Here is a 22,678-nt window from a genome sequence, read left to right as displayed (position 1 = left end):
CAATTTTCGAGCTCGACTATTAGCTGGCTTTTCTAATTAGTTTTTATTATCACCTCAAACCCAGAAGACCCAAAAACGGAGATATTAGAGAAAGAATTCTGATCTTATTATTGCTCAATGATGGGAAAACTCAAGCTAAAATTGCTGAATTTTTGGGTTGTTCAGTAAATAAGGTGTCTCATTGGTGTCTGAAGGGAGATCCCGATAATCTAGAAACTCTAACCGATGCAAGGATGAGTGGAAACCATAGAAAAGCCACAGATAAATATATAGAAATATTATTAGAAACTATAGACAAAGAACCTCAAGACTTAGGATACGAATTTGGAAGATGGACAGCACAAAGATTAGCAATATATTTAGAGGAGAGTACCGGAATAAAATTAAGTGGAGCGCAAGTTCGGAGGATATTAAAGCAAAAAAAGTACGTTTACCTTTGGGCAAAATATAGCTTAGAATCTAAAATAAATCCCGACAAAAGAACAGCATTTAAAGAAAAAATATCAAAGTTTTTAAAAATAAAAAAATCAACTCCAGAACGATTGCAGGTATGGTTTTGGGACGAGAGTGGATTCAGTTTGAGAGTAACTAGAAGAAAGAACTGGTGTAAAAAAGGAAGCCGAAAAAAAGTCAGGGGAGACAGAAGAAAAGGAAGAATTAATGTAATGGGAGGTCTGAGGTATTCAGACAAAAAAAGGTTTGTAGAATTTCTAAATAAAGGCAATTCATATAATTTTTATAGAGTGCTAAAAATCTTTTACCAAGAGCTAATTAATGAATGGGTATCAGCAGGTAATCAAGCATCAGAATTTGCTAAAAAGGGAGCAAAAATAGTAATCATCCTTGACAATGCTAGTTTTCACAAAAAAGAAGAGTACCTCGAAAAAATTGAGACAGAATTACCTAACATTCATTTAGAATTCCTCCCGGAATATAGCCCAGACTATAATTTGATTGAATTAGTCTGGCATTCGACAAAAAAATATATTGCAAATCGACTTTTTACATCAATTGAAGAGCTAGAGTATTTATTACATCGCCTCTTAAATGAAGGAGAGTTAATTATTAAATGGGGTCGAAAAATCAAAAACAAGGGGAATGGGTGTATCACAGTTTAAATGTGCAACAGCTTACAATTGGGCAAACGCATAACGGCGTTGCATATATTGATAATGATCGAGGAAAAACAGAGAAATATTTTTGATGCTGGTGCTTGAGATAAAAAACCAACAAACTAATTGAAAGTTGCAACATCTCTTGAGACTTGGAATAACATAAGGTCTTGCGATGTAACCCGCGCCAGATAATGTCTTAATCTCGTGTTGTCTCCTTCCACCCTTGTCATATAAGTCTTGCAAACAATATGGTCTTCAGAGTTGATATATTTTGGGTAAACACAATAGTCCTCAGTGACCCAGAAATAGCAAGACCAATTTTTACTCATCCTCCACAAAGCAACAAAAGTGTCACTGCTGCTATCCCCTAACGTCCAAGCAAGAATGCCTTCAGCAAAATGATTGACTGGTGTCTATACAAGGATCTTGTTGTTTTTGAGCCAACAAATGTCTGGATTTCGTCGATTTCTCCTACTTCTGGTATGGTTTCAACTGCCTCAGTTTCAGGTAATGGTTCCCCTGTTTCTTTGACCCAGTTGATGACACTATTGTGGCTGATAGCATTACAACGCTCAATTTGTCTCGCGCCCCATGCCATTACAGTATATGAGAGGAGCAAATTTGTTTGGCATCCTCGGAATATCCACGCTCACTATAGGTTTCGACAAACTGGCGATTGCATTGCTTACGTCGATAGCACTCTTTTCCGTATCGATGTCCATTTTTAACTACATCTTCACCGTTGCATTTGGGGCATTGCATTTTTTAAGTTTGAACAACTTTGCCTTTATTCTGCCACTTCCTATTTTTAAAGATCGTTATGAATATATGCAACGCCGCATATTTTTCGGTTTGACACTGTGTCCCGAACCAAGAGACAATTAATACCATTTGAGATTTGAGATTTGAGGTTTTAGATGGGAAAGGATTGATGACGGAGTTTAGAGCTGACCGGCAGTTGCATTCTGTTTATAAACTTTTACAAGATGCGCAGCAGTTTCTTCTCAGCTTTGACCCCGCCCAAAAACGGATACCAGTTTCCGACAGGAGTCGCCAGCAGCCCAAAATTTTAGATCTTTGTTCAACCTCCCAGATTCATCTGTGGAGTAAATCTAAAATCTAAAATCTCAAATTTAAAATCGACTGACAGTACCGTCACCACTCTACGGGCCTACCGTTCATCTCAACTTCCCAACACAAGCGCTGCATTGTCAGATTGTCGGGATGGATGTGGCTCATGGCTGTAATGAGCTATTTGGGTTGAAAAACCGGGTTTTTTAGCCAAAATCCTGGGTTGAGTGCGAGGGATTTCGGTGGAAAAATCAAGGTAATGAGCCTCAAGAGTCCGTCGGGGATTGTGTTGGGACGAACTTTTGATTGAATGCGGCCTCGAGCGTGCGCGGGCTTGCTTTGAAAGCTAGCTAAAAAATTTTGATTTCTGGGGAACTATTGACGAAAATCAAAAGTCTGGTCAACTACAGTGTACTGATAAAGTCGCAACTCAGTTCCAGCCCCATTGCGGGCGATCGAACTTCCCGGCGATCGACAGTGCCAAGAAGGGCCCGGTGCGATTTCTCGATCTTGAGAGCATACTCCGATTAAAAATGGTTTATGTGTATTTCCCGGCTATTGTTTTAAAAATGACTAGCCGCATCGAAGCTCAGTATGGTACACTCACAAACGTTTAGTTGAAATATTTTGGTGTTAGAGGAGGGAGGGAGTGGTGGAGTCGAGAGTCCACAGCAGGAAACAACCGATATTTGCTGCTCAAGGAATACAGGATTCAACTTGCGATCCCGACCTCCTTACGGACAATTTAAATTACATGACAACTTATGGCAGCCGGGTCAATTAGGGTCTCAACCAATGTCCGGTTTCGTTGGCTAAAAGCTTCAAAAAAAATAGTTGTACTCATTTGAAAAATAGGGTGCTGCTCCACCCAAATTTACGCCTGTGGACAAGTAGGAGCCGACTCCCTTGGTAGAAGCAGGAAGCAGACCCTCTAGAAACTACTTCTAGTTGAATGGTGGAGCTTAAATAAGCTTAGCCAGGTTTTGTATAGCAGAGAAAAGTGTATTGTAGAAAAATGATTCATCCTTTAGGAGGAGTGTAAATGACACAGGTAACTAATCCAACAACACCAGTATCTTCAAACCCGGGACCGGGCGGTGGCGCTAACATTATCGGCACCCAGGAGAGTAACAGGTTAAACGGCACCGCCCAAGGCGATATCATCCTGACTTTTGGGGCCAACGATGTGGTCGCTGGTGGCGGTGGCAACGACCTGATTATTACCGGCGGCGGCAATGACACTGTCGGCGGCGGCGACGGCAACGATACCATCCTTTCAGGCAGCGGCGCCGATGTGGTAGCTGGTGGCACCGGCGATGACGTGATCTTTGCCGGTAAAGGTGATGACCTCGTAGACGGCGGTGATGGCAATGACCTGGTTTCTGGCGACAGAGGCAACGACACCGTACTCGGCGGCTCTGGGAGCGATACAGTCTATGGCGGCCAAGGCAACGATGTTGTCAGCGGCGGCGACGGCAACGACAGCCTGTTCGGCGGTAAAGATAACGATACTGTCGATGGTGGCTCTGGCAATGACTTTATCTCTGGCGACAGAGGAAGTGATGTCCTGACGGGCGGTGCTGGCAGCGATACGTTCTACTTCTTCTCCAGCGGTGGCGATTATGGCGTAGACACGATCACTGACTTTACCCCAGGCGAAGATAAGATCCGCTTGAAGCAGGGCGGTGTGTTCTCTGGTTTGGGCAGCAGCTTCGATGCCACCGAGTTTGTAGTCGTTTCTGGTTTCAACGCAGCCAGCCCAGGAGCAGGCACGACGAACAAGTTGGTCTACGACCCAACAAGCGGTGCGTTGTACTTCAACGGCAGCAACGGAGTGCTAACTGTTGCTCAGTTGCAGACTGGTCTGACAATTACCTCGAACAGCTTCGAGTTGTTCTAAAACAAGTGGCAGTTGTGGGGCAGCACCAGATAAAATCTGGGGCTGTTCTCACACTACTGAAAGTCTTGGAAGCTTTCAACTTCATTCTGCCTGCGGCGGAGCGAAGTTGAAAGCTTTAATGTAGAGACAGGACTTAGGCACGCGGAATCACAAAGTCGGTTTCTTGGTAAATACTTCGCCCGGAAACCTAAGATACAGCAGCAGATTCCAGGTTAGTTCAGTACACCTCAGAAACCCGGAGGGCAGGCGCTCTTGGCACCGCCCCGGAGCGAAACCAGTTTTTTGTAATTCATTTGCCAGCAAAAGTGTCGTATCTCGTAGAAACGGCGTTTATAAGGCTTGAGTCTCAGAAGCAAAAGAAAGTAGGAAGTAAAACTCGGGGATTGGTGTCAACTTTAACGTCAAACGTAAAAATTTTAACAATTAATTAGTGAAATTAATCGATCGCCCGATCGGGCAAAATATAAATACAAAGTTTTTAAATCAGAATTTCTAAGTTTTACTGAAGCGGTAAAGTAACCGCAACTGCTGGCGATCAATGAACACTCAAGAATATATCCGGCAAGCCCAAGTTTATTTGAACAGGGGGAAGTTAACTGAGGCGATCGAGTTTTGCAAAAGGGCGATCGAACTTCAACCGTTTTCGCCCTCGGCTTACACCACTTTAGGCGAAATTCTGGAAGCTCAAGGCGATCCGACGGCGGCAAGAGACGCTTTTGTGCAAGCTTTGGAGATTTCGCCGCAGTTTTTTCTGGCTCATGCTTATTTGGGTCAACTTTACAGCGAGTATTGGTGGCTGGATGAGGCGGTTTTTCACTACCGGCAATCTCTGGATTTGAAACCAGACTGGCCGGAAGTTCATTATAACTTGGGAAATGTTTTTCACAATCAGGGTAATTTGTTGGGGGCGATCGACTGTTACCGAAAGGCGATCGCTCTTAACCCCAATTATCTACTTGCTTTCTACAATCTGGCTGTAGTTTTAGATGAAAATAATCAGCTCGAAGTGGCAATTGATACCTACCGACAGGTGATTGCTCTGAAGCCGGATTACGTGGAAGCTTACAGCAATTTGGGTGCGATTCTGCTGAAGGACGATCGCGCTGCTGAGGCGATCGAGGTTTTCCAACGGGCGATCGAGATTAAGCCAGATTGGGCGACACTGCACAATAATTTTGGTCAAGCGTTGCTGGACAAAAATCCCGATCGGGCGATCGCATCTTACCTCACAGCTATTGAGTTGGAGCCGGACATGGTTTTGGCTCACTACAATCTGGGGAAAGCTTGGCAAATACAGGGGGAACATTCGGCGGCGGTTGCTTGTTTCGATCGCGCGATCGAGCTGAATCCCGAACATATTTCGGGCTATACAGACGCCGGGTTTTCTTTGATGGTTTTGGGTAAAGTTCCGGAAGCCATGCCTTATTTTCAGCGGGCGATAGCTCTGAAGCCTAATTTTGTTGAGGCTTACTGCCGTTTGGCAAAAAGGCACAGAATAGCTGCTGTAGAAGATGATGAATTGTCAAGAGCGATCGCTGCGTGCGATCGATTTCTGACAGCATTGATGGGAAGTTCGGCAACGGATTGTATAACGGATGTTACGGATGTCACGGATGTCACGGATTTAAGGGATTTAAAAGTAAAGAAAAAAAAGGGTGCGGCTAAATATTTGTCAAGTGCAGAGCGCGAATTGCCTGTTGCTGAAATCTGCGATAATTTAGCCGAAATTTACTTGCATTTGGGAAATGCTTTAACAGAGTACGGCGGACACGAATCAGCCACCGCTTATTATCAAAAAGCTTTGCAAATTCAGCCACAAAATGCAGAGATTTACTGGCGGGTGGGAAATTCCTTAGCCCAGCAACAGCGGTTCAGTGCAGCAATTGCAGTTTACCGCATGGCTTTGACGATTCAACCTGCTTTACCGCAGGTTTATTTTGAGTTGGCAAAACTGCTGGAAAAACAGGGGCGCTGGGAACGGGCGATCGATTATTATCAAAAGGTTTTAGAGTTGCAATTGCACGGGTATGGGGAGCAAAAAGAGTGGACTAAAAAGAGTTTTATCTCGCCCGATAGCAATTCTTTAGAACCTCCTCACGCTATTTATTTATCGAGTTGGGATTGGCTGGTTAATGCTAAGTTGGAGGCGGGTAATTATGTGGAAATAGTTTGGAAATCTGCCCCAGAATCCTGTGCCGCAAGTATTCAAATATCCCAATTTTCGCTAAGAAATTCGCAATTGGGAAATACCGATTGTACAGGTTTAACTTGCGGGCTGTGTTTGCAGAGAATTTCTAAGTGGTTCGATCCGGTGCATTTGGGTTGGGGGGTTTGCCGTTTGTCCAACTTGCAACCGCTACCTGTGGAGTCGCCAAAGACTTTTGTGGCACAGATTCCTAACGGGCGAGTTTGGATTGTTCCGCAGGAAAATTATTGGCTGATTTGCAAAGCGATCGCTGTAATTACTCCAGACAATTATTTATTGGCTGATGTGTCGAGAGATTATCCGGGGTTTTTGCCGGGATGCGAAAAGCATGATGTTAGAAAACACAGCGTTTTTCAGTTAGAATCCTTTCCGCCTTTAAAGCAAATTGACGGTAGCGTGGCGGTGCTTTCTGGTTTGTCGGGAAATGTCTATTTTCACTGGATGGTTGATGTTTTGCCGAGGATAGAATTGCTGCGGCTCAGCGGTAGGGATTTGGCGGAAATTGATTGGTTTTTGGTGAATAGTTGTCAGCACCAATTTCAGCGGGAAAGTCTAAGAATTCTGGGCATTCCTGAAGAGAAAGTCTTGGAGGGCGATCGCTTGCCTCACATTCAAGCAACAGAGTTAATTGTGCCGTCTTTTGCGGGATATTTGGGCTGGCCTTCAGGGTGGGCGATGGATTTTTTGAGGCGCGAGTTTCTCAAGGGAATTATACCTAGTTCCAGCTATCCAAAACGCATTTATATCAGCCGCAGCAAAGCGAGATATCGGCGAGTTTTGAACGAGGAAGATGTGGTTGAGGTTTTGGAGCAATTTGGCTTTGTTTCTATTTTGCCGGAGTCGATGTCTTTGGCAGAGCAAATTGCTCATTTTTACCACGCTGAGGTGATAGTTGCTGCCCACGGCAGCGGCTTGACAAATACGATTTTTTGTCGCCAGGGAACTAAAGTAATTGAGTTGGTGTCGCCTCACTATATCAGCCATTATTACTGGGGAAGCAGTCAATATTTGCAGTTGGAACATTACTTTTTAGCGGGCGAGGCTTTTGAATGCTATCCTATTAGACAGTTGATGTATCAGAATTCGCTGACTGAGGATATTTTGGTGAACTTGAGTTCGCTGAAAAGGATGGTTGAAGTGGTGCGTTTGGGTTAGTTGGCATCTGGAGTAAGTTTAATTATGCCCTCGATTGAGAAGATGGAAAAAGCAGCGGTTGATTTGAGTCGGCAAGCAGAAGTTTATTTAGCCGAAGGAAGGTTAAATGAGGCAGTTGCTGCTTGCGAGTTAGCGTTGAAAATTGAACCGAATTTGTCTACAGCTTGCCAGACGCTGGGAAAGGTGATGCAGGTTCGAGGTGAAATCGAGCAAGCTAAGCAGTGGTATGAAAGGGCGATCGAGCGCAATCCAAATTTGCCGGAAGTTTATGCTAATCTCGGCAGTTTGTATTCTCAGGATAAACAGTGGGAAAAGGCGATCGCAAATTGTGAAAAAGCGATTTCGCTAGCGCCAAATTTTGCTGCGGCTTATCGGCAGTTGGCGAGAGTTTGGACGCAGTTAGAGAAGCGAGAAGAGGCGGCAGACTGTTGGTATCAAGCTTTTAATATCGAGCCGAATTGGGCAACTGCTGACGAGCACGTCACTCTGGGAAATAGTTTTGTTGAACTGGGAAAGTTCGATCGCGCTATTGAATATTATTCGCGGGCAATTGGGTTAAACCCGAAGCTGGCAACAGCTTATCACAATTTGGGGGAAATGCTGGTCCGGGAGAAACGGTGGGATGAGGCGATTGCCAATTACCGACAAGCCCTTGCGATCAATCCAAATTCTTTTGAATCTTACCACTGTTTGGGTAAAACTTGGGCGGAGCGAGGTGAATTAGATCGGGCGATCGCCTGTTACAACAAAAGCCTCGAAATCAATCCCAACTACGCTCGTGCTTACCTTGGTTTGGGCAATGTTTTGATGCAAAAGCGCGATTTTGATGCAGCAATTAAATGTTACCGTCAAACTCTTGAAATTAATGATAATTCCTACTGGGCATACAATTGTTTAGGGGAAGCTTTGGCTCAAAAACAACTGTGGCAGGAAGCTATTAGTTGCTACCGCAAAGCTATTAAAACAAATTCAAATATTCCTTGGTTTTATTGCAATTTGGGAATTGCCTTAACCTGTGAAAAATCCTGGGATGAAGCTGTTAGCGCTTACCTGCACGCGGTTCAGATCGATCCGAATTTGACGGGAATCAATCAGAGGTTGGGATATGTTTTGCGGAAGCGAAGCGAATCGGGTTTAGACAGCACAATCGAAACTTACTGTCAAGCTATTGAGGTACTTGCAAGCGGGAAAAATTACCACAACTTGCTGGGAATTGAGTTAGATGGAGCGGAGTTTTATATAAATTTAGGGAATAGTTTAGCGAAACAGAAGCAGTTGGAAGGTGCGATCGTATTTTATAACATGGCACTGCAAATTGAACCCAATGCTGAGGCAGTTGTCGCCCAACTGCATGATGTTCGGGCGAAACAACAGGAGTTATACGCACAAATTGCCACTTACCGTCGCCAAATTGAAATCGAGCCGAGCAATTCTCAGCCTTACAATGATTTAGGAAATATTTTACCGCAATTAGGGGAATTAGAAGAAGCAATTATTTGCCACCAAAAAGCGAGCGAATTGAGGGGTTGGCATGAGTGTGCAGCGAAAGATTATCAATTTACCCAAGATTGGTTTACCCACAATATTCCTATCTGGAAACGGCATTTGCAGGAATTTACCGGAATTGCGGATTTTCAAGTTGTGGAAATCGGCAGTTTTCAGGGAATGTCTGCTTGCTGGCTGCTGGATAATATTTTAACTCATCCGACGGCAAAGATTACTTGTATTGATTTGTATTTTCAAGAACATTTTAAGGGCAATATTGTAAAAACGGGAGTTGCCGAGAAGGTAATTGAATTGCAGGGTTATTCTCAGGAATTGTTAGTAACTCTGGCTTCTGAATATTACGATATTGCTTATATTGACGGCTGTCACAAACCCACCAGTGCTCTGCAAGATGCGATTTTATCTTGGAGGTTGGTGAAAGTTGGGGGGCTGATGATTTTTGATGATTACGAGTTTACGTTTCCCGACAGCCCGGAGCAAGATACTAAAATTGGGATAGATGTTTTTTGGGAGATGTTTGGAAGTCAGTTAGAAGTAGTACACAAAGGCTATCAACTGATTGTCAAAAAAATCGGCAATCAAAGTTTGGGCGAAGAGCAAACTCTGTTGTCTCTGGGTTGGGAAAAGTTGGGGGATATTGCGGCAAATGCGGGTTATTTGGATGAGGCGAGCGCCCGCTATCAAACAGCTATTAAAATTAAGTCTGGCAACTACTTAACTCACCACAAGTTGGGTAAAACTATGCAAGAGAAAGAAATGTTTGAGGAAGCTCGGGCCGCTTACCAAAAGGCGATCGCACTAAACCCTAATTTTAGTTGGTCTTACTACTTTTTGGGGGAAACTTTGCAGGCGATTGAGGAACAGGGCGAAGCCGCTGCTGCTTACCGCAAAGCTATTGAGTTAAATCCCGATTTTTGTTGGACTTACAACAATTTAGGCGATGTGCTGATGGAGCTTTCTGAGTGGGAGGAAGCTGCTGTTGCTTACCGCAAGTTAGTTGAACTAAATCCCGATTTTTGTTGGTCTTACGATAGATTAGGTAAGGCTTTGGTTGCACTGGAAAATTGGGAGGACGCGGCGGCGGCTTGCCGCAAAGCTATTGAATTAAATCCCGATGATTGTTGGCTATACAATAGTTTGGGAGAAGTTCTGGAATCACAAGAAAATTGGCCCGAAGCAGCAGTGGCTTTTGGTCGTGCTATTGAGCTAGAACCTGAGCATAGTTGGCTGTACAAAAAGTTGGGCGATGCACTGCGGAATCAAGGGGAATTGGAAAGGGCGATCGCAATTTATGAGCAAGGCATAAATCTCGATCCAAAATCCTGTTGGTGTTACGAAGGATTGGGTTTGAGTTTAATGGCTAAACAGCAGTGGGAACCTGCGATCGCTAATTTAGTTCAAGCATTGCAAATTCAACCCGATTTGTTTGAAGCTTACGATAATATAGGTTATGCTCTGGAACAACAAGGAGAAGTCGATGAGAGCGATCGGGCAAAATGCAGTAATCAAAATTTACCCTTAAGTATTCTCGAAAAATACTGTGGGTTTACAGAAGATTTGACCGTTCCTGCAGAATCCAATCCGCACCTCACCTGCATTGACATCCATCCTGCGAGTCAAATCAATTTATCTGATTCCAAAACAATCGACAGCAGCCGCAGATTTTGGGAAGATAAAAGTCATTCCAGAAAAGCTTTTGTTGCCGTATTGCCAAAGGGACGAGCTTGGGCAGATGTTGTGACTACCGCTGTTATTACTTCAGAAAATAAACTTGTTGCTGATATTTCAATGGGTTGTGCTGAATTGGTAATCACTTCCGACAAATTGCCTCCCGCGGAACACGTCGATGGAAATGTGGCTTTTTTATCTGCTCGCTGGGGTGGAGCCGCTTATTTTCATTGGATGTTTGATGTGATTACGCGATTTGACCTTTTACAGCGGAGCGGATTGATAGAAACTATAGATAAGTTTGTTGTCAATGCCAGGGATTCTTCCTATCAAGCAGAAACTTTAGAGACTTTAGGAATTCCTCAAGATAAACTTTTAGAAAGTCGCTGCAGTTTACACATTACAGCCGATAAACTAATAGTTCCGTCAATATCTTATAACGGGTCGGGAGCTGTTTCAAAATGGAAGTGTGAATATCTCAGAAAGACATTTTTAAATGAACAACAGCCACTAAACACAGACTCTTCAGAGCGAATTTATATCAGCCGCCAACAAGCATCCTATCGACGAATTGTCAACGATGAAGAGGTAATTAAATACTTAGAAAAATTGGGGTTCCGCAGTGTCAAGCTGGAAACGATGTCAATAGCGGAACAAGCCTCGTGTTTGGCTGCTGCTAAAGTAGTTGTCGCACCTCACGGAGGGGGATTGACTAATCTAGTTTTTTGCAGTCCAGAAACTAAGGTAATTGAGATTTTTTCTCCCCTTTACGTTCCCTATTGTTATTGGATGATTAGCAATTTGTGCGGTTTGGAACATTACTATTTAATTGGCGATTTGGTTGATGATGGAACTCCGACAAAACCCTTACATAAAGATATGCGGTTGGATTTGAAATCGCTGGAAAAATTAATGAGTCTTGCAGGAGTTTTGCATGGATAATGACTACCATAATTTGGGGAATTCTCTGCAAGAAAGCGGTCGGTTTGATGAGGCTGTTGCTGCGTACAAACAAGCTATTGAATTAAATCCCAAGTTTTCTTGGTCTTATCACAGTTTGGGCGATGTTTTGCTAAAACTTGAAAAATGGGAGGAAGCTGTTGCTGCTTACAAAAAAGCTGTTGAGTTAAATCCCGATTTTTCGTGGTCTTATCACAATCTGGGCGATGCTTTGCTGAAACTTCGGCGATGGGAAGAGGCTGCTGCTGCTTACCGCTGCGAGATTGCACTCAACTCGGATTTTGCTTGGTCTTTTTGCAATTTAGGCGACGCTTTAACTAAACTAAAACAGTGGGATGAAGCTATCGCCACCTATTTAAAAGCTGTTGAAATTGACGGAGATTTGCCGGCAATTTACGAGAAGTTGGGATACGCTCTCGGACAAACAGAGTCTGATTTGAAGTTGGTGTTAGAACAATTTAAATTGCAAATTACACCGGAAAATCGGGAATTTTATTGGCAGTTAGGAAAGAATTTAGCACAGTACGATCGCCCAAAAAGCGCAATTATTATTTACAAATTGCTATTGACAACTATGCCGAGTTGTGCAGAACAGTCAGCAGAATTAGAAGAGTTGTTGCAGCAGCAAGAAAAGTGCGTTAGCGAAGCCCTCGAAGAGGATCGCGCATTAGCCTCATCTCGCGCAACTGTCGCCCAAAAACCCGATGATTGCTGGTCTTATTACAATTTAGGTGCCGTTTTGAGCCACCAAAAATATTGGGAGGAAGCGGCGGAGGCATTTTGCCAAGCAATAAAAATAAATCCCGATCTTCCTTGGTGGTTTTATTACAATTTGTGGGAAGTTTTTGTTAGGCAAAACAAGCTAGATGAAGTTGAGAACTTGTGCCGCGAAGTTGTTGCAGCTAAACCGGAGGCTTTTTGGCCTTATCTGAATTTGGGGGAAGCTTTGACGAGGCAAGGTAAAATTGCCGAGGCGATTGATTTTTATCGAACTGTCAGTTACAAACAAAGTTTTGCATCTCTTATCAGTAAGAGAACAGGCAAGATGCCTGTTCCACAAGAAGAGACAGGCAAGATGCCTGTTCCACAAAATTGGAACTTAAAACCAGTCAAAGTTCCTAACTTTATAATTATTGGTTCTCAGCGGTGCGGCACAACTTCTCTGTATACTTATTTAGCCCAACACCCGCAAATTTTGACTCCCATTAAAAAGGAGATGGATTTTTTCTCGTGGCACTTTGACAGAGGCATTGATTGGTATTTGGCTCATTTTCCGCCCATGCCTCCGGGAGAGGAATTTGTAACTGGTGAAGCAAGTCCGAGCTATTTTGACTCTCGGGAAGCACCGGAACGTCTCTACAGCCTGTTTCCACAGGCGAAACTGATTGTACTTTTGCGAAATCCGGTCGATCGGGCGATTTCTCAATTTTACCGCTTGACTGGCTTAAATTGGGAAGCGCGATCGCTCGATCGAGTAATTAGCGATGAAATTGAACGGCTGAGTCAAAATCCAGAATACATCATCGGCGAGGAACCCGGGAATTATTTAGCTCGCGGTAGGTACATAGAATTTATCAAAAAATGGCGGGCTTTCTTTCCCCGAGAACAGTTGTTAATTTTGAAAAGCGAAGATTTTTATGCAGGTGCGGCGACAACACTCAAGCAAGTTTTAGAATTCTTAGATTTGCCGGAATATCAATTGTCTGAATACCAAAATGCTAATCCCGGTTCTTACCAGCGGGTAAATGAATCGGTTCGCGACAGGTTGAGCGATTATTTCCGACCTTACAATCAGGAATTAGAGGAATATTTGGGGAGGCAGTTTGATTGGGAATAAAGTTGAGCTAAGATTAGAACAACTTCTAAGGAGGTAATACCGATGCTGACGAGCGAGCTAGATACGCTACTTAAGGAACAAGCACTCCAACGCCAAGATCCTGAAGATCGCTACATTACCGATAGCGCCAACTGGGAACAATACGAGACACTGCTGAATCGGATTGGAGATACAGCGGGATATCGAGTTACTTATTTAGATGGAGTTTTGGAAATTATGTCGCCTTCTCGCCGCCATGAAAGTCGCAAAACTGGCATTGGAAATCTGCTAGAAATTTACTTTGTAGAATCTGAAATCGAATATTTTCCTTTTGGGTCTACAACCCTGCGACAAGAGGAAAAAAGTGGCGGTACGGAACCTGATGAAGCTTACTGTATTGGCACAGATAAAGAATTTCCCGATTTGGTAATTGAAGTGATTGTTACCAGTGGCAGCATCAATAAACTAGAACTGTATAGAAGGTTGAATGTGCGAGAGGTTTGGTTCTGGCGAAATGACCAATTTTCTATCTACCATTTGGGAGAAGAAATTCCGGTTGAATTCGTGTCCAACTGCGGTTATGAATTAATCACACAAAGCGAATTGCTACCGGGAATTGATATCGATATGTTGAGAGAATGTGTAAAAAATCCTCACCCGTTAGCAGCAGCCAAGGAATGGAGACAGAATTGCCGACCTACTTAAACAGCAAGTTTTAAATCTGCTAGCTGTCGCAAAGACAATGAACTGAGCTCGCGCGCGCCCAAGTCCGAGGAAAAGACCCGCCTCCTCTTGACAAGTCGTACTCGTTATGAGTACGCTAAAGTAAGCAATTGAACCTAAGTACCTAAGAATTTAAAATCATGCTGACGAACCAAGAAGGTCAAAGAGTACCCAAAGTCACCTTTCGCACTCGCAAAGACAACGAGTGGGTCGATGTCACCACCGATGATATATTTGCAGGTAAAACCGTAGTCGTCTTCTCGCTGCCTGGGGCTTTTACGCCCACTTGTTCGTCAACGCACCTCCCCGGTTACAACGAATGTGCCAAAGTTTTCACAGAAAATGGTGTAGATGAAATCGTTTGTATTTCCGTCAACGACGCTTTTGTGATGAACGAATGGGCAAAAGACCAAGAATCAGACAATGTGACGTTAATTCCCGACGGTAACGGCGAATTTACCGAAGGCATGGGAATGCTGGTAGACAAAACAGACTTAGGCTTTGGCAAGCGGTCTTGGCGTTATTCGATGCTGGTAAAAGATGGCTTGGTTGAAAAAATGTTTATTGAGCCTGATGAACCGGGAGACCCTTTCAAAGTGTCCGATGCCGAGACGATGCTCAACTACATCAACTCCGCAGCAGCCAAGCCGAAGGTCGTTTCGCTGTTTACAAAAATGGGCTGTCCCTTCTGCGCTAAGGCTAAGGCACTGCTGAGTAAAAATGGCTTCGATTATGAAGAAATCGTTTTGGGCCGGGAGATCACAACCCGATCGCTCCGGGCTATGACTGGGGCTACAACTGTGCCGCAAGTATTTATCGACGGCAAGTTGATCGGTGGTTCCGAAGACCTAGAGTCTTATTTGGCTGTTGCTTAGTTAAACACAAATACTTAACCTGCGGGTGCGAAGTGCACGCCTTACTGGTTGTAGGGCGTGCAGTGTGCGTCTTTGCCCTATTTGGCGGTATTTAGCCCCGTCGAGCTTTCGCTTCAAAAGTTCGATCGGTCTATCGATCCATTCTCGTGCCACAATTACTGGGGAAGTAATATTAAAAACGCAAAAAATGGGAGTGAACGATCGTGGATTTGAGTTTAGTCGCGTCAAATATCTTAAATCCACCCATATTAGCTTTTTTCATGGGAATGCTGGCAATTTTTCTCAAATCTGATTTAGAAATTCCAGCGCCCATCCCCAAACTGTTTTCGCTGTACCTGCTGTTTGCGATCGGATTTAAAGGCGGCGTCGAACTGTCCAAAAGCGGAATTGACCAGCAAGTTGCCCTGACAATTTTTGCAGCGATGCTGATGTCAATGCTAGTACCAATTTATACTTTTTTCATCCTGAGGATAAAACTCGACGCCTACAATGCAGCGGCGATCGCAGCCACCTACGGTTCCATCAGCGCCGTCACATTTATTACTGCAACCTCCTTCCTCACAGCACAGGGGATCGACTTTGACGGTTACATGGTAGCCGCGCTAGCATTAATGGAATCCCCGGCAATTATAGTCGGGCTAATCCTCGTGAGTGTATTCGGCGGGGAAGAAGGAAAACGCGAAATAGTTTGGCCAGAAGTGTTGCAAGAAGCATTCCTAAACAGTTCAGTTTTTCTACTGATTGGCAGCCTAATTATGGGCATAATGACAGGAGAACACGGTTGGCAAGTTATGAGTCCGTTTACTCAAGACTTATTTTACGGAGTTTTGACTTTTTTCTTGCTAGACATGGGGCTGGTTGCAGCCAGCAGAATTAAAGATTTGCAAGAAGCAGGAATTTTTCTGATCGGCTTTGCAATCCTAATTCCCATAGTTAACGCCGTAATTGCTTTGGTAATAGCGAAATTAATCGGAATGCCACAGGGAGACACTTTGCTGTTTGCAGTCTTGTGCGCTAGTGCTTCTTATATAGCAGTACCAGCCGCCATGCGCCTAACAGTTCCCGAAGCGAATCCAAGTCTTTACATTTCAACGGCCTTAGCAGTGACCTTTCCATTTAATATCATTGTAGGCATTCCCCTGTATCTATACGGAATCAATATGTTTTGGAGGTGAGATAATGGAGCCAGTCAAAAGGATAGAAATCATAGCCCACTCGGTGGAACTCGGCAAGATTTTAGACGGTTTAGACAAAGCTGGCGTACCCGGTTATTCGGTGATTCGTGATGTGGCGGGAAAAAGCACCAGGGATCACGTTTCCCGCAATTCATCAATGACGGCGCTGGATAACGTTTATGTGGTTGCTTTTTGTTCTCCCGCTCAAATATCAGCAGTTGCAGAAAACATTAGACCTGTGCTCAATAAATTTGGTGGGTCGTGTTTTATTTCAGATGCGGTGGAATTGCTAATTACTAGGTGCGTCGGGTAGTCATTAGTGATTGGTGATTATACCAATTCGGAAAACTAGAGCGACATATAGATTGTACGCCATAGGTGTAGGGACACGGCATTGCTGTGTCCTTGTGCGTATCTGTGACTTTAATGCTAGGCTTCGGACCCCGAAAGCCGCCACTGATGAGAATACCAATCCATTTGGGTTTTTTTATAAGTTTTTTGTTATTACTTTAGCATGATTTAAAAAAGGCTATTTTGAAAATAATTTCTGTCTATTGTAGCACTTTTACAAGTTTACAATCATCAGCCATTAACCATTAGCCAGCGGTAATTTCAGGGTTAATTACCCTTCGCCGCCCCCGAATTCAGAATTCTTAAGAGATAGAAAAGAATCAGTTAAAAAAATCCGTTAGCGTGGTAAATTCTAAGCCACAACAGGCGATCGCCCGATCGACTAGCGAGATTTTCAAGAGGAGTTTAAACATGGCTGCATTAAAAGTTGGCATCAACGGATTTGGTCGCATAGGACGGCTAGTCATGCGTGCCGGCATCAAAAACCCCAACATCGAATTTGTCGGCATTAACGACTTAGTTTCGCCAGAAAACCTGGCTTATCTTTTCAAATACGACTCCACCCACGGCATTTACGACGGCGAAGTTGAAAGCAAACCCGACGGGATTGTCGTTGACGGACTATTTATCCCCTGCACAGCGATTAGAAATCCTGCCGAATTGCCTTGGGGTAAATCCGGCGCAGATTATGTTGTAGAATCTACCGGATTGTTTACAGATTTTGAAGGCGCATCAAAACACTTGACTGCGGGAGCAAAACGAGTAATACTTTCAGCACCGACAAAAGATCCAGAAAAAGTACCAACATATCTAGTAGGCGTCAACCACCACAAATTTGACCAGGCAAAAGATACTGTTGTTTCCAATGCTAGCTGTACAACGAATTGTTTAGCACCAATTGCCAAAGTGATCGACGATAACTTCGGCTTGGAAGAAGGTTTAATGACTACAGTTCACGCCATGACATCTACTCAACCAACTGTAGACGGCCCCAGCCAAAAAGATTGGCGGGGAGGACGCGGTGCGGCTCAAAATATTATTCCATCTTCCACTGGTGCAGCAAAAGCTGTTACTTTGGTGTTGCCGAAATTGAAAGGAAAATTGACGGGAATGGCTTTGCGCGTGCCAACTCCCGACGTGTCTGTAGTTGACCTTACTTTTAAAACGGGGAAGGAAACTAGCTACAAAGAAATTTGTGAAGCCATGAAAAAAGCCTCGGAGGGCGAACTCAAAGGCATTCTCGGATATACTGAAGATGCGGTGGTTTCTACAGATTTTAAGGGCGACGAGCGATCGAGCATTTTCGATGCAGGTGCGGGAATTGAACTTAATTCTAAGTTTTTCAAAGTTGTTTCCTGGTACGACAACGAGTGGGGTTATTCTTGCCGCGTGATTGACTTGATGCTGTCGATGGCGGAGAAAGACGGAATTTTGAATAATTGATTTTTTGTGGGGTGGCATTTTGGGCGGGCTCACGTGCCCTCCCCACAAACAAATTCCTATGAATTTTTGTGGAACGGGCCCGAAAGCCTGTTCCTGAGAATATTACCTAATGTGAGTTAAACTTTTTGTGTTTCCGATTCGCTCGCGCTCATGTCTGAATTACCACCGCTGAATAACGAAACTATTTGGGCTATCCTCAACGAAGAAATCGACGATGCTGCCGTCAATCAGCTAGTTTGGCAGTATCTGGGCTACCGCTGCGATGCGGAGACTGGTAAGTGGAACAGTGCTGATGTTGCTACCGAGTGGCGCCAAGAATACCCGGAACCGCCGGATTTTATCGATTCTAGGCCGGCGACGGTGAAATTGACTCGATCGACTCCTCCAGAAAACAAGCAGTTGCTGAAGGAAAAATTGGGCTTTAAAGGCTATAAAATTGGGGAATTCGGGCCGAGACAAACTCGCAGGGCGACAATGGCTAATTGGTTGATGGGTTTTATGGAAGCTGGGGCTTAGGAGGTATTTGGGATTGCTGTGCGGTTGTTGCCCGCGTTACAGTACAAAGATATTAGATTTTTTGGCAGGAAAACCCCTAAATCCCTATTAAGGATTGAAACCTTATTCAACTGTTCCTTTCTTTCTCTGTGTCCTTTGCGTCCTCTGCGTTTAATTAACAAAAATTAAGCCTTTTGAAAGTCAAAAAACACTAAAATTCGATCGCCAATTCCAACATCCTCACCGCTAACCCTGACATCGGGCTGTTCCGTAAAGTATCCTAGAGTCGGCACAAAACCACTGTGAGGAAACCTTTATGAAAACAACCACCATATCTCGCTTAACCAGCATTTCCCTCGCTACCCTAATGCTAGCGGGCGTTTCAGTCAACGCGACCGCCACGCCAGCCACCACCCAACCCGCAACCCAAATCGCCCAAGCTACTGCCAAAAAACGCCTCGTCGTCATGGACTTCGACTACGGTACCACCAACAGCTATTACACTTCCTACAGGGGAGTCGGGGCCGCTAAAGGCATCAGCGAACTGCTAATCAACGAACTTGTCAACAATGGCACTTATACAGTAGTCGATCGTAGCAAACTCGAACAAGTGCTCAAACAGCAAAATCGCAGCGGTGCGATGGATGCCGGTACAGCAGCAGAAATTGGCAAGGAGTTAGGAGTTGACGCCGTACTCATCGGCACCATTACCAAGTTTAATATTGACAAACAATCAGGCGGCGGCAGTTTCATGGGAATCGGCGGCGGGTCGCAAAAAACCAAAGCTACCGTTCAAATAGACGTGCGGTTAATTGGTACAGCTTCAGGAGATATTCTTGCTACCGCCAAAGCAGTAGGAGAATCCGATCAAAGCGATTCTAGTATTTCTGTCCGAGGTATCAGCAGCAATTCTGGCAGCAGCAATGAAGACTCACTTTTGAGCGCGGCCGTTGACAAAGCTGTATCTCAGATGGTGACTAAACTTGCAGAAGTATCTAAGAAATTAGGTTAGAAATTTTGAAACCTTTTTAGATTTGAGATTGGGAATTATTAAATTCCCAATCTCAAATCTAAAATTATCAGTTCGCCATCGCACGCTACCCAAAGAAACCCGGTTGAGCGTTGTCGCGATCGAGCGTATATGACCAAATTTTGTGAATCAACCGGGTTTTTGCGTCTAGGACTGATTATGTCAGCTACTTGACCAGCGATGGTACCAGTTAATCTTAGTTTTGTTTAGAAATCTGCATTTTTCTTTCTACTAAATTAGAGCAAATTAGCTCAACATACTCAAGCATTAACAGTTTAATTAGCATTGGGATTTGAGTCAGAATTAACAACGCATTTCCCCTGTTGATTCGGGTTTGGAGTCGGGTTAGAGACTACTTTAGAAAGGGCAGCTTGTTCTTGAATCCATCCGATTTCTCCCGCTGGCAGCTTGGCGATTCCTACTTCAACTGTTGGCTTAACGGTCGGGGAAGGCGAGGAAGTTGCCACAGCGGGAGATCGATTCACTGCGGGTTTTGAAACAGTAGAAAAATCTTTATTAGAGTTGGGTTTGGGAGAGTTCGATCGCACAATTTCAGGAATCGAACAAACTTTCAATTCCAACCAATTGCCTTGAGGCGTAAGTTGTTTGTTTGTCACCTGCAAAACGCTGCCGGCAGGGACTGTTCCCTTGACAGTCAACTCACCAATTGCGACGCGCAAATCCAAGCGATCGCCCTCTTTTCCCAATTCCCCACCTGCAGAACTTTTAATCTCTATAAACGAGTCTTTTTCTAAAGATTTCACCGGAGGAGGTACAGATTCAACTATTTTCTGCGGCGTGCTTCCACGATTAATTAAACCGCCTTTCCCGAAAATCGACTCCCCGGCAGTATCGATCGCCCGACCCACCGGAGGAATGAAAAAATAAGCAAATACACCCCCCAACCCTAATAAAAATACAATTTTCAGGAGCAGAGAAAATGAACTTTTGCTTTTTTCCTGCTGTAACAACTGCGTTTTCGCTTGAGAATTACCATCGCCAAGGGTTGTGGAATCATTCAAATCCGTTGGCAACTCGTCGGTGTCGATAATTGGTTCCGCAGGCGTATCTAAAGGTGCGACCGACAATTCTGTCAAAGTATTGCCTTCGTCCCTCAAATGTGCCTGACAGTGAATTAAAGCTACAGTGACGTTATCGTGACCGTTTCTAGTATTAGCAATCTCAATCAGTCGATCGCGCGCCTTGGCCACATTAATGCTACCGTCGAGAATTGGCAAAATCTCCGTTTCCCAACATTCCTCAACCCGGTCTTTATCGCTCAAACCGTCGGAACACAGCAGCAAAACGCAGTCCTCATCCACCGGAAAACGCTGCACAGTTGGGTGCAGAGTGTTGGACGAACTAATGCCCAAAGCTTGAATCAGAGCGCCTGCGGCCACTTGTTCCAAAGCATCCCGGTAGAGGGAGTAGCCCAAACGCACCTCGCGGCAAGCTACATCGTCGTCGAGAGTAACTTGATAGCAGCCAGTGCGGGTAATCCAGTAAGCCCGACTGTCTCCGACGTGGGCGACGTAGAGTTCGTGAATGTGGGCTAAAGCCATAACTAGCGTAGTTCCCATCCGCTGGCGGCCTTGGCGGTGTTCGCTGTCGTTGCGACCGGCTATCTTGTCGTTAGCAGCACAAGCGGCCCGTTGCAGCTTGGAAGTCAGGCTCAGCGGGTCCCAATTAGCCTGATGCAGGGGCATTTGCTCCAACTTTTCCCGCAGCACAGCAATGGCTTCTTCCGAAGCGATTTCGCCGCCGTCTTGTCCGCCGATACCGTCGCAGACGATCGCGCAAGCGGACGATCCCGGTTTTCCGGAGAACACCGTACCGCTGGGCGGATAGCAAGCATCTTCGTTGTGAGCCCGTGCTCTGCCGACATCGGTGCCGGTGGCAATCTCAACGTGACGATCGTAAAATCGCCCGCACTTTGCCAGAGCTTTATCCAACTGGCCCATCAGTTGTTCGCCGTTGCGCACTTGACCGGCAACCATTTGCTGGCAAAGTTGCCTCAAAAAATTGGCGATCGCCGGGTGAGCATCTTCGAGCCACTGCTGCCACAATTTGCCCAACTGCGACAAATTAGGCGGTTTGCGATCGGGCTGCAATTCCAGAAACCGCACCAATTGTCCTTCCACCCGCAGCAGTTCCGGAGTCAGCAGCGTCGAAGCCACGCCCTGAGCGATACACGGCTGCCACAACTGGGCAATTTGCCACAGCCAATTAAGCTGGCGCATCGCTGCTGCTCCTTTCCAGGAGTCCGCCAATTCCGGCATTAAAGATTCCGTCACCTTCAAAATAGGCGCGTTTTCCAATAGCCAGATATCTCCCGAGAGCTTGCTCCTCTGGGACGATACCAGCCCGTATACTTGAGGTACGTGCAACTGATAGGTAAATAGTCTCAGATAAGGAGTGACAACACTCGGAATCTCTTCGGGCTGTTCCGGCAACTGTTCGGGTTGAGTATCGACAAGAAGTCGATCGCGCTTGACCAAGTAGCGACCAGCGATCAGATCGCCTGGCTTACACCCTTTGATCCCTTCACCTAAAGCCCATAAGTAGTGTTTTGCCACAGAGTTTTGCATAAGGGTTCCTGACGCCTTTGGGCAAGCGTGCTGATCTGAACTATTTTAGCGATTGAACCTCGACGGTTGATACGTGGCGATTATTCGACACCCCCGCTTTCTCAAAAGACGGGGATTCTTAAGACTTCGCAGTCCTAATATCCTGATTTTTCAGGTTCCTAGGCTGACCACGTTTGCACTCTTGTGCGCGTAGTTATATCTCCTGAGAATGTTTTAGGCGTGACTTTCCCCCAGTCCAGGGGTAGGTTTTAATGTCTTGTACTGACACGAATAGTCTACCATTTTGTTGACCCCCCGATGAATCTTGCTATGAGCTTTCAGGGTTAGACGCTGGCGCGACGCCGAAGTCCTCGGCTTGAAAGCAGGCTGTGTTCAGCATATTCCTGATAGTAGCCATTTCCGAAGAAATCGCGGTTCTCAAACGAATTGAAATTTTAGACTAACTATAATGGTATGATGCAGCTAGGTGAAAATCACCTGAGCCAACAGGTATAAATAAATATCAATTCTCGGTTTTCTCGCCCAGGGTGTTCCGTGCCTCGTACCAGAGTTTAGCAAGTAAAGTTAAATTCAACCTTACCCAAAGTAAGGATACAAGCCC

13 protein-coding genes and 1 pseudogene are annotated in these 22,678 nt (G+C 44.9%); 12 read left to right on the top strand and 2 right to left on the bottom strand.

Going from position 1 to position 22,678, the window contains the following annotated elements; genetic code table 11:
* The first annotated feature begins 23 nt into the window (after window positions 1-23).
* Window positions 24-1,118, top strand: a complete 1,095-nt coding sequence (locus tag QUA54_RS19590) for an IS630 family transposase (RefSeq protein ID WP_445301568.1) — start codon at window positions 24-26, stop codon at window positions 1,116-1,118.
* Here QUA54_RS19590 and QUA54_RS19585 read toward each other — a convergent pair.
* Window positions 1,108-1,877: pseudogene (locus QUA54_RS19585) on the bottom strand (IS1 family transposase). The gene QUA54_RS19590 and the pseudogene QUA54_RS19585 sit on opposite strands and share 11 nt — an antisense overlap.
* Window positions 1,878-3,228: 1,351 nt before the next feature.
* Between QUA54_RS19585 and QUA54_RS19580 the strand changes: the two are divergent.
* From QUA54_RS19580 to QUA54_RS19530, 11 genes are all read left to right on the top strand, one after another.
* Window positions 3,229-4,086, top strand: coding sequence for a calcium-binding protein (locus tag QUA54_RS19580; protein ID WP_333415932.1), 858 nt, complete (start codon window positions 3,229-3,231; stop codon window positions 4,084-4,086).
* 538 nt (window positions 4,087-4,624) lie between these two features.
* Entirely contained in the window at window positions 4,625-7,447 is a 2,823-nt protein-coding gene (locus tag QUA54_RS19575; RefSeq protein ID WP_333415931.1) for a tetratricopeptide repeat protein, read from the top strand.
* Between the two features lie 24 nt (window positions 7,448-7,471).
* On the top strand, window positions 7,472-11,563 hold the full coding sequence (locus QUA54_RS19570) for a tetratricopeptide repeat protein (protein ID WP_333415930.1): 4,092 nt from the start codon (window positions 7,472-7,474) through the stop codon (window positions 11,561-11,563).
* Window positions 11,556-13,418: a tetratricopeptide repeat protein gene (locus QUA54_RS19565; protein ID WP_333415929.1), complete on the top strand. Its 1,863-nt coding sequence runs from the start codon at window positions 11,556-11,558 to the stop codon at window positions 13,416-13,418. Before QUA54_RS19570 ends, QUA54_RS19565 begins: the two co-directional genes overlap by 8 nt.
* Before the next feature lie 42 nt (window positions 13,419-13,460).
* Window positions 13,461-14,102 carry a Uma2 family endonuclease gene (locus QUA54_RS19560; RefSeq protein ID WP_333415928.1) on the top strand — a complete coding sequence of 214 codons (642 nt, stop codon included), beginning with the start codon at window positions 13,461-13,463 and terminating at the stop codon, window positions 14,100-14,102.
* Window positions 14,103-14,260: 158 nt separating this feature from the next.
* Window positions 14,261-14,995, top strand: coding sequence for a glutathione peroxidase (locus tag QUA54_RS19555; protein ID WP_333415927.1), 735 nt, complete (start codon window positions 14,261-14,263; stop codon window positions 14,993-14,995).
* 203 nt (window positions 14,996-15,198) lie between these two features.
* Window positions 15,199-16,170: a sodium-dependent bicarbonate transport family permease gene (locus QUA54_RS19550; RefSeq protein ID WP_333415926.1), complete on the top strand. Its 972-nt coding sequence runs from the start codon at window positions 15,199-15,201 to the stop codon at window positions 16,168-16,170.
* 4 nt (window positions 16,171-16,174) lie between these two features.
* The gene (locus QUA54_RS19545) at window positions 16,175-16,483 is read left to right on the top strand and encodes a P-II family nitrogen regulator (RefSeq protein ID WP_172186349.1); all 309 of its coding nucleotides are present in this window, start codon (window positions 16,175-16,177) and stop codon (window positions 16,481-16,483) included.
* Window positions 16,484-16,932: 449 nt separating this feature from the next.
* Window positions 16,933-17,964, top strand: coding sequence for a type I glyceraldehyde-3-phosphate dehydrogenase (gene gap / locus QUA54_RS19540; RefSeq protein ID WP_333415936.1), 1,032 nt, complete (start codon window positions 16,933-16,935; stop codon window positions 17,962-17,964).
* Window positions 17,965-18,114: 150 nt separating this feature from the next.
* Window positions 18,115-18,480: a DUF1823 family protein gene (locus QUA54_RS19535; protein WP_333415925.1), complete on the top strand. Its 366-nt coding sequence runs from the start codon at window positions 18,115-18,117 to the stop codon at window positions 18,478-18,480.
* A gap of 295 nt (window positions 18,481-18,775) precedes the next feature.
* Complete coding sequence (locus tag QUA54_RS19530; RefSeq protein ID WP_333415924.1) at window positions 18,776-19,471, top strand: LPS assembly lipoprotein LptE; 696 nt, start codon at window positions 18,776-18,778, stop codon at window positions 19,469-19,471.
* 293 nt (window positions 19,472-19,764) lie between these two features.
* On the opposite strand, the gene QUA54_RS19525 is transcribed toward QUA54_RS19530, so the two are convergent.
* A complete protein-coding gene (locus QUA54_RS19525) occupies window positions 19,765-22,077 on the bottom strand; it encodes a protein phosphatase 2C domain-containing protein (RefSeq protein ID WP_333415923.1) in 2,313 nt (770 codons plus the stop codon).
* Between the last annotated feature and the right edge of the window lie 601 nt (window positions 22,078-22,678).

It is taken from the genome of Microcoleus sp. MOSTC5, from assembly GCF_036701825.1.
GTDB classification, from domain to species: Bacteria; Cyanobacteriota; Cyanobacteriia; order Cyanobacteriales; family Microcoleaceae; genus Microcoleus; species Microcoleus asticus.
This window is presented reverse-complemented; position numbering and strand designations above follow the sequence as displayed.

What these genes read in the sequence shown, in the direction of transcription:
- QUA54_RS19580 (WP_333415932.1), top strand. Translation starts at nt 3,229, where the DNA reads ATGACACAGGTAACTAATCCAACAACACCAGTATCTTCAAACCCGGGA.
- QUA54_RS19575 (WP_333415931.1), top strand. Translation starts at nt 4,625, where the DNA reads ATGAACACTCAAGAATATATCCGGCAAGCCCAAGTTTATTTGAACAGG.
- QUA54_RS19570 (WP_333415930.1), top strand. Translation starts at nt 7,472, where the DNA reads ATGCCCTCGATTGAGAAGATGGAAAAAGCAGCGGTTGATTTGAGTCGG.
- QUA54_RS19565 (WP_333415929.1), top strand. Translation starts at nt 11,556, where the DNA reads ATGGATAATGACTACCATAATTTGGGGAATTCTCTGCAAGAAAGCGGT.
- QUA54_RS19560 (WP_333415928.1), top strand. Translation starts at nt 13,461, where the DNA reads ATGCTGACGAGCGAGCTAGATACGCTACTTAAGGAACAAGCACTCCAA.
- QUA54_RS19555 (WP_333415927.1), top strand. Translation starts at nt 14,261, where the DNA reads ATGCTGACGAACCAAGAAGGTCAAAGAGTACCCAAAGTCACCTTTCGC.
- QUA54_RS19545 (WP_172186349.1), top strand. Translation starts at nt 16,175, where the DNA reads ATGGAGCCAGTCAAAAGGATAGAAATCATAGCCCACTCGGTGGAACTC.
- gap (WP_333415936.1), top strand. Translation starts at nt 16,933, where the DNA reads ATGGCTGCATTAAAAGTTGGCATCAACGGATTTGGTCGCATAGGACGG.
- QUA54_RS19535 (WP_333415925.1), top strand. Translation starts at nt 18,115, where the DNA reads ATGTCTGAATTACCACCGCTGAATAACGAAACTATTTGGGCTATCCTC.
- QUA54_RS19530 (WP_333415924.1), top strand. Translation starts at nt 18,776, where the DNA reads ATGAAAACAACCACCATATCTCGCTTAACCAGCATTTCCCTCGCTACC.
- QUA54_RS19525 (WP_333415923.1), bottom strand. Translation starts at nt 22,077, where the DNA reads ATGCAAAACTCTGTGGCAAAACACTACTTATGGGCTTTAGGTGAAGGG.